The sequence below is a fragment of the Parafilimonas sp. genome (assembly GCF_047606085.1).
Taxonomy (GTDB): Bacteria; Bacteroidota; Bacteroidia; order Chitinophagales; family Chitinophagaceae; genus Parafilimonas.
This window is the reverse complement of record NZ_JASGEX010000146.1, coordinates 1-8823: the sequence shown is the minus strand read 5'-3', so window position 1 is coordinate 8823 and position 8823 is coordinate 1. Positions and strand designations below refer to the sequence as shown.

Annotated in this window: 4 protein-coding genes; 3 read left to right on the top strand and 1 reads right to left on the bottom strand. The window is 42.0% G+C overall.

The genetic code is table 11. The features are described 5' to 3' along the window. Positions 1-246 precede the first annotated feature (246 nt). The 3 genes from QM629_RS12815 (at position 247) to QM629_RS12805 (ending at position 5591) form a co-directional block, all read left to right on the top strand. Positions 247-963 carry an EcsC family protein gene (locus QM629_RS12815; protein ID WP_415160275.1) on the top strand — a complete coding sequence of 239 codons (717 nt, stop codon included), beginning with the start codon at positions 247-249 and terminating at the stop codon, positions 961-963. A gap of 230 nt (positions 964-1193) precedes the next feature. Then, complete coding sequence (locus QM629_RS12810) at positions 1194-2159, top strand: glycoside hydrolase family 43 protein (protein ID WP_415160274.1); 966 nt, start codon at positions 1194-1196, stop codon at positions 2157-2159. Between the two features lie 729 nt (positions 2160-2888). Further along, positions 2889-5591 (top strand): PKD domain-containing protein, encoded by a 2703-nt coding sequence (locus QM629_RS12805; protein WP_415160273.1) that lies wholly within the window; start codon positions 2889-2891, stop codon positions 5589-5591. Positions 5592-5616: 25 nt separating this feature from the next. On the opposite strand, the gene priA is transcribed toward QM629_RS12805, so the two are convergent. Next, positions 5617-8529, bottom strand: a complete 2913-nt coding sequence (priA, locus tag QM629_RS12800) for a primosomal protein N' (protein ID WP_415160272.1) — start codon at positions 8527-8529, stop codon at positions 5617-5619. Positions 8530-8823 lie beyond the last annotated feature (294 nt).

Genomic DNA, 8823 nt, shown 5'->3' with positions numbered 1-8823 from the left:
AAATATTTTCTCTTGGGCTAAAGCCCTTTATGGGCCTGCTTTTTACTAACCCCAGGCTTAAGCCCGGGGTTATATATCTGAAACCCTTGCACAATGGGCTTTAGCCCAAGTTATCCGGACAATAATGATTCATAATAGAAAGATTAAAGATTTATTTATAGCATTTGCATACACGTATATCTCATCTTAATTTGCATATCTGAACATACAGGGCAAAACGGCATTTTTTTGGTATAAAGAGATTTTATGAACAATTACCTACAGCAAGTAACAATGGAATTAAAGGCCTGGCAAAAAAAGATGTTGCGCAAACCGGGATTGATCAACCGCCTTTCCAAAAAAATGCAAACCAAAATCAACAGCTATATACCGGAGAAAGTACATAAAGCCATTACAACCGCCATCAAACAAATGGTAAGAACCGTATTGTTCGGCGCAGGCATCACCACTTCAAAGCCTAATACAAAAGACAGCCTTGAAATTAAGGAACGCCTTATAGAAGAACGCATTAAATGGTATAAAACAACGGCGGCAGCAGAAGGCGGCGTTACAGGCGCCGGTGGTATTTTATTAGGCCTTGCAGATTTTCCTTTATTGCTGGCTATTAAAATAAAACTGCTGTTTGATATTGCGGCTATGTATGGATTTGATGTAAAAGATTATAAAGAGCGCATGTATATTTTATATATCATGCAACTTGCTTTTTCAAGTGATGAAGAAAGAAAAAATGTTTATCTGAAAATTGTTGACTGGGATGAGCACGCCAGGCAATTACCCGATGATATCAATCAATACGACTGGCGCACCTTTCAGCAGGAATACCGCGATTATCTCGATCTTGCAAAAATGGCACAACTCCTGCCGGTAATTGGCGCTCCCGTAGGGGTAATTGTAAATTATCGCTTAATAAAGAAGCTTGGCATAACAGCCATGAATGCATACAGGATGCGCCTGCTGGAATGATATTATTTCAGACTGGCTCAGTCTGGGAGACTGAGCCAGTCTGTTTTTTAACTTTCCATCATTATCATAATTTCATATAACCACTTTATCTTTCACGCGTGAAACCGGCATGATAATTTTCTCTCACACAAAGGGAATGCCTGCCTGCCGGTGAGGCAGGCATATAGCGGGGTTCTCCCGAAGCCAGTTCGGGACAGGCATGAGGCCATTGAGCAAACAAACTTGTACGAATGAAAAAAATAAGTTGTATTCTTTTACTGTTGCTTGCAATAAAATATAGCAATGCCCAAACATCCGGCAACCCTGTTCTCAAAGGCTGGTATGCAGACCCGGAAGCAGTTATCTTCAACAATCAATACTGGATATATCCAACTTATTCAGACATATATGATAAACAGGTTTTCTTCGATGCCTTTTCATCGCCTGATTTGGTGCATTGGAAAAAGCATGCACATATACTCGATACGGCTGCCATAAAATGGGCAAAGCGTGCTATGTGGGCGCCGGCCATCGTTGAAAAGAACAACAAATATTATTTCTTTTTTGGCGTTAACGATATTCAAAGCGATGAAGAATATGGCGGCATTGGCGTAGCTGTTGCTGATAAGCCTGAAGGCCCTTATAAAGATTACCTGGGCAAGCCGCTTATTGATAAATTTCATAACGGCGCACAGCCTATTGATCAATATGTTTTCCAGGATAAAGATGGCGCTTATTATATTATATACGGAGGATGGCGTCATTGCAATATCGCCCGTTTAAAAGATGATTTCACAGGAATTATTCCCATGCAGGATGGAACGCTGTTTAAAGAGATTACACCGGATAAATATGTGGAAGGCCCCTGCATGTTTATAAGAAATAATAAATATTATTTTATGTGGAGCGAAGGCGGCTGGACCGGCCCGGATTATTCCGTTTCTTATGCAGTAGCTGATTCACCCTTCGGGCCTTTTAAAAGGGCGGGTAAAATATTGCAGCAGGACAGCACGGTTGCAACAGGCGCGGGCCATCATTCCGTAATACACAATACGGCTACTGATAAATGGTATATTGTATATCACCGCAGGCCCTTGGGCGAAACAGCCGCGAATCATCGCGTAACCTGCATTGATGAAATGTTTTTTGATGACAGGGGCATGATAAAACCTGTAAAGCTAAGCTTTACAGGTGTGGCGCCACAGCCTTTGCAATAATTATGGCAGCGTGCTTTTATGACAGCATATCGGTTTTATAAATAATTATGAAGCAGGCCTGCAAAGCCTGAAAGATAATGTAAGCGGCGCCACCCTGCCTGAAATAAGTAATAATAACTTTAAAGAAAGCAATGCTGCCTGCAACAACCGTTTAAAATACCTGATTGGATTTTTGATATTAATGGCTGCAGCAGCCGGTTTGTTTTACATTCTTCGTGCAGATACTATTGATGACGGTAATGCGCAGGAACAAATTTGATACTTTTTAACTACCTTCTTATTTGATTCCTTCTCCAGATTTTACTCATTTGCAAACATTCCTAAATATCATCAATTTTATGTTGACTGAAATGTAAAAGATCTAATTGAAAGTGTGTAGAACAGGGTTTAAACAGAAAACTTGAGCTAAATATTCGATAAAAGCAATATTTATAGCTTTCACATCATACCGGAACCAACACCAGGAACAATACCAGCGCCGGGGTAACTACGCGGTCAGACGCATTAAAGCGTCAGACCGGTACTAAGCGCCCGGGCAAGCCAGAAGCCTGCTACCCTTTCAATCAATTTTATCAAAACACTAATTTTTAACTAATAAAGATAAAGTATAACAATCGCACCTTATCTTAGCCGGGTAGTGTCCTGGAATTTCTTTTTTTTAAAACAGAGATTCTTATGCCTGTTGCTCATACTAAACTAAATTGATAACAGATTTTATAACAGGCAAAATTGAAAAAGTTTTTTTGTGCTTTATTCTTTGGTGCGCTTCTATCCTGTACCTTAAAGGCCCAGCTGTGCACAGGCAGCCTTGGCAGTGCTGTAGTAAATATTGATTTTGGGTCGGGCAGCGGAAGGGGCGCTGCATTAGGCTCTTCATTTACGTCTTACTCGTATTCATCTTCCGGCTTTCCAAACGACGGTTACTATACCATCGCCAACTCCACTTCGGGTTTGCTAAGCAGCTGGTGGAGCACTTATGATCACGATTATCAGACAACCGGCGCCACCACCGGTTATATGATGGTTGTAAATGCAAGCCTTAGCGTAACCGATTATTTCTTCAAAGACACGGTTACCGGGCTATGCGCCGGCACCACTTACGAATTTGCTGCCTGGATACTCAACTTATTTAGTAATGGCAATACGGTTTATCCCAACCTTACTTTTAATATTTATGACGCCAGCAGCGGCGACGTGTTAGGTACCTATAATACCGGCAACATTACCGGGAGCACAACGGCTGTTGACTGGGAACAATATGGTTTTTATTTTACAGCAACCACCAATTCGGTAGTGCTGAAAATAACCAACAATAAGGCAGGGGCTGCGCCGGGAAATGACCTCGCCCTTGATGATATAACATTCAAGCCCTGCGGCGGCACAATAACTTCTTCGGTAAGCGATGGCACTGTGTCAAAAGAAATCTGCCTGGGCGCAGCCAATTCTGTGGAGCTTGTTTCCTCCTATTCTGCAGCCACAAGCAATACACAGTACCAATGGCAGGTAAGCACAGATGGGGGCACAACATGGTCTGATATCAGCGGCGCCACTTCTTCAACCTACACGGTAGATGACATTACAGAAGAAGGTACCTATTTATACAGGCTTGCTACTGCAGAAGGAACCAATATCAACTCATCCTCATGCCGCGTTTTATCAAATACAATAACGCTGATTGTAGATGCTTATTCCGCCGCTACGCTGCTTAGCTCCTATATTAACTGCGATGACTATACCTTCGATTTCGAAAATGAAGATTCTTCTTCTGATGTAGCCGGTTATTTATGGAGCTTTGGCGACGGGCAAACATCTTCATCGGCAAGCCCTTCGCATACATACGCAGATACGGGCACTTATTCCTTAACGCTCATTACCACAAATACCAATGGCTGCAGCGATACAGCAAGCTCAACCGTTAAAGTATATCCTGGTTTTACAGCTGCTTTTTCAGCTACCGGAAATTGCTACCTCTCCCCCTTTCAGTTTACAGACAAGTCTTCCGCCGTATATGGTACAATAAACAGTTGGAGCTGGGATTTTGGCGATGCCGCCACCACTGCAGATACGTCTTCTGAACAGAACCCTTCTTACACATTTTCCGCTACCGGGTCTTACACCGTTTCACTATCCGTTACAAGCTCAAAAGGCTGTTCCGGCACGGCAACGGAAACAGTAACAGCCTACGACAAGCCTTCCTTATATCTTCCTTTTACAGATACGCTCATCTGCGTAAACGACACCCTGCCCTTACTGGTTCAAACTTCGGCGGACAGTATAACCTGGTCGCCGGATTATTACATGATTGATTCAACGATTCATACAGCTACGGCAATAGTATATCCGCCGGATACCACCGTATATACAGTGGTGGTGGAAGAAAACGGCTGTATTGACAGCGCTACCGTTCAGGTAAATACCCTGCCTTTAATTACGGTAAGCTTCAGCGGCGATACCGCAATATGCAAAACAGACACCATAACATTGTATCCCCAAAGCGAGGCGCTCAGTTATGCCTGGCTTGAATCGCCATCTAACAACAGCCTCAGCAATTACTATATAAAAAACCCATTGGCTTCACCCGACACCACAACAACTTATTATGTAACAGCCAGCCTTGGCCATTGCCAGGACAGCGCCTCTGTTACTGTGTATGTTTCGGCTTACCCAACGGTGACCGTGAGCGCAGATACCTCAATTTGTTATGGAACAACAGCGCAATTGTATGGCTCCACCGATGCGGAGTATTTCTCATGGTCGCCAACCAGTTCATTAATTAACAGCAATACTTTAACGCCTATAGCAGGGCCAATGGATACAACTACATATTATTTAACGGTTCACGGAACGCCGTATTGCCCTAAATATGTTAGTGACAGTGTAACCGTTAATGTTGTGCCCAAACTTATCATCAATGCCGGGAACGATACAACGGTAGTTATAAGCCAGCCGCTGCAGTTTAATGTTACAGGCGGAGATACGGCCAGCGATTCCTATGTATGGAGCCCAACAACTGAATTAAGCAATTCTTTAATTTATAATCCTGTTGCAATATATACTGCAACAGACCCGGATTCAATTTCATATACAGTAAAAGTTACAACAGCAGAAGGCTGTACCGGATCGGATGAAATTACAGTAAGGATCATGAAAATTGCACCGGATATTTTGGTGCCTTCCGGGTTTACGCCCAACAGCGATAACCTAAACGATCTGCTAAAGGCCTTACCGTTTGGAATTAAAGAGTTTAAATTTTTCAATGTGTATAACCGTTATGGCCAGCTTATTTTTACCACAAAGCAGGCATCCAAAGGCTGGGATGGCACCCTAAACGGAACGCCACAGGGCAGCGGCACTTACGTATATATGACAAAAGGAATTGATTACCTCGGAAATGTAATTTTCAGAAAGGGAACGGTTGTCTTAATCCGGTAATTTTTTGCAATGCAATCTGCAGTTTTTATACGGGATCAACATCAGGCACAATATCCACACCGGCATAACGCTTGTTGAATTTTAAAATAGCAACCTGCTGGTTTGCCTGCTGCTTACATTGATGAATAAGCGCTGCATTACGCGGCAGCTTCAATAACAAATCCCAGATATATTTATTGCGCACACGGTTTATTACAGGCTGCGCCGGGCCGGTTATATATGGTTCAAAATCTTTTTTAATGCCTGCCGTAAAAATATTCGCCGCTTCTTCCGCAATATGATTTTCCTTATGCCGGAAAGAAAAATGTATCAGCCTGGTAAACGGCGGGTAATGATAGAATTGCCGGCTCTGAATATCAAAATCATACAAAGCCTTATAATCGTGTTCTTTCACAAATTTCAAAACAGGATGGTGCGTATTCCTCACCTGTATCAATACCTTGCCAGCATCATCTTTACGGCCCGCCCGCCCGCTCACCTGCTCCATCAGTTGAAAGGCACGCTCATTTACCCTAAAATCTGCAAAGTATAAAAGGCTGTCGGCATCCAGGATGCCAACAAGGTTTACATGCTCAAAATCCAGGCCCTTTACAATCATCTGTGTGCCAACCAGCAGGTTTATCTTTTGTTGCTCGAACAATTTTATCAGCGTATCATGGTTATTCTTTCCCTTCATGGTATCATAATCCATGCGGGCAACTTTTGCTATGGGAAATGTTTCAACAACCAGCTCTTCCAGTTTTTCCGTACCAAAATTCCGTTGCTTAAAATCGTGGCTGCAGCATTGCGGGCAGGTATATAAAACAGGATATTCTGTGCCGCAATAATGGCAAATCATTTTATTCTTTGCCTTATGGTATGTTAATGTAACGTCGCAGTTTTTACATTGCGGAATCCAGCCGCAAACATTACAGACCATGTATGGCGTATAACCGCGCCTGTTCTGAAAAAGCAATACCTGTTTATGCTGCGCCAGTGTTTCTTCTATGGCATCTTTTAATGGTGGTGCAATAAGCACACGTTCTTTGGATGAGATTTTTGTAAGATCAATTATTTCTATGGAAGGCAGTGTAGCATTACCATAACGTTCCTTCAGCTCGACCAATGCATATTTTTTTGTTTGTGCGTTGAAATAGGTTTCAACAGATGGTGTTGCACTGCCCAGTAAAACTTTTGCGCCGCCATCAGCAGTAAACAAAGAAGCATAATAAATGGCAGCATCCCTTGCCTGATAACGCGGTGCAGGATCCTGCTGTTTGTAAGAGGCATCATGTTCTTCATCAGCTATAATCAGCCCTAAATCTTTAAAAGGAAGGAACAATGCCGAACGTGCGCCCAGCAATATTTTCAGTTCGCCGCTTTTAATACGGTTCCAGATTTCAACCCTTTCATTGGCGTTAAACTTTGAATGATATACGGCAATGTAACCGCCAAAATGTTTTTGCAACCTTCGTATAATTTGCGCCGTTAATGCTATCTCAGGCAGCATGTACAAAACCTGTTTGCCCAGCCGGATATATTGTTCTATCAGCCTGATATAGATCTGTGTTTTGCCGCTGGCCGTAGCGCCATGCAAAAGGCAAACATTTTTTTCCCTGAATGAATCATTAATTTCATTCAAAGCAGTTTGCTGTGCAGGCGACAGCGTAAAATCAATATGAATATCTTTCGGAAGGCTTCTTATGCGGTTGATGGAACGCTTTTCTGCCAGCAAAATATTTTTATCAATCAAGCCTTTTAACTGGGCAGCGCTGGCATTTGATTTTTTTAATAAAGAAGGCTGCGTTACTTCGCCATCTTCTTTTATCAAATGCAGGTAAGACAAGAGCAATTCCATTTGCTTTGGCGCTCTTGTTGAAGTATTGAGTAATGCTGCCAGCTTTTCCTCATCGCGGTATTGCGGGTGCAGCATGATATAGAATTCCGTTTTCTCTTTATACTTTTCTTTCAGCTCTTCCCAGGCATGGCAAACATTTTTCTCAATCAGCTTCTTTATAACTGGATATACATACGATGCATCTAATAACTGCTGCACTTCGCTCAGCTTTAATTCTTTTTTTATGCTTAATGCTTCGGCAACGATGTATTCCTTATCATTCAAATTGCTGAAATCTTCATTATGCTCTTCATTCCAAACCAGGATGGTTTCGCTTGATAATTTAAGATTGGCCGGCATAGCCGCCTGCATTACTTCACCTTCGCTGCACATATAATAATCTGCAATCCATTGCCATAATTGCAATTGCTGTTCATGCAACAAAGGGTCATCATCTAAAATATTAAGGATGGGTTTAGGTTCAAAGCCTTTTGGTTTTTGATGGGTGATCTTTTTAATAATGCCGGAATACCGTTTATTCCTCAATTGCACTTCCACACGAATGCCCGGCTTTGCAGCCTGCTGAAATTGTTCGGGGATAAGCCAGGTATAGGTTTGCGGCAATGCAAGGGGAATGATGATTTCGGCATAAACGCCCCTGAAGCCCCCGGCCCCTGAAGGGATGTAGCCGCCCGCAATTCTGCCGTCGCTAATTTTTCTTTCGTCGCTATTTGTTTGAGTTGTACTGACATTTTTCCTGGATGATTGCATCTTGTCAATTTTCTTTTTAATGTTGGCTAAAACAATTTCCGGCTTGTTTATTACCTCTTCATTTTTAAAACGCATAACTGTGATGCCAAGACCTGTTAAATTAGCTTCCCTTTCTGCATCATTCTTTTTAATATCTTCTTGATTATGTATAGAACCATCTATCTCTATTATTAACTTTAAAGCATGGCAATAAAAATCTGCAACATAAATTGACAAAGGATGCTGCCTTCTGAACTTCAATTTCCACTCATTGGTTTTAAGATAATTCCATAATAATTCTTCTTCGCGCGTCATCCGGTTTCGCAAAGCTTCTGCTTTTTGAAATATAAGAGGGTGTGCTCCGTAATGCATTCCGCCCTTCCAACCCGATTTAGGCGAACATTGAAATAAAATTTTATAAGTCAACATCGTTTGAAGGAGACGATAATTAATATTTATTCAGGCCGGGCATAAAATTAAGGAAGTTAAATAACTCCCTTCAGGGTTGGGGCTTCGGGCTTCCATATCTTCTCAATCCTTCGTCCATAGCTGCATATACTTTCTGCTTAAGCAATTTTATATCCTGTTTATCGGTATAGCCTTCAACGCTTATTTCATCTAAAAACACACAACGGCTGATACCGGGCGTTAAAGAAAAGATGCTTT

What these genes read in the sequence shown, in the direction of transcription:
- QM629_RS12815 (WP_415160275.1), top strand. Translation starts at nt 247, where the DNA reads ATGAACAATTACCTACAGCAAGTAACAATGGAATTAAAGGCCTGGCAA.
- QM629_RS12810 (WP_415160274.1), top strand. Translation starts at nt 1,194, where the DNA reads ATGAAAAAAATAAGTTGTATTCTTTTACTGTTGCTTGCAATAAAATAT.
- priA (WP_415160272.1), bottom strand. Translation starts at nt 8,529, where the DNA reads ATGCATTACGGAGCACACCCTCTTATATTTCAAAAAGCAGAAGCTTTG.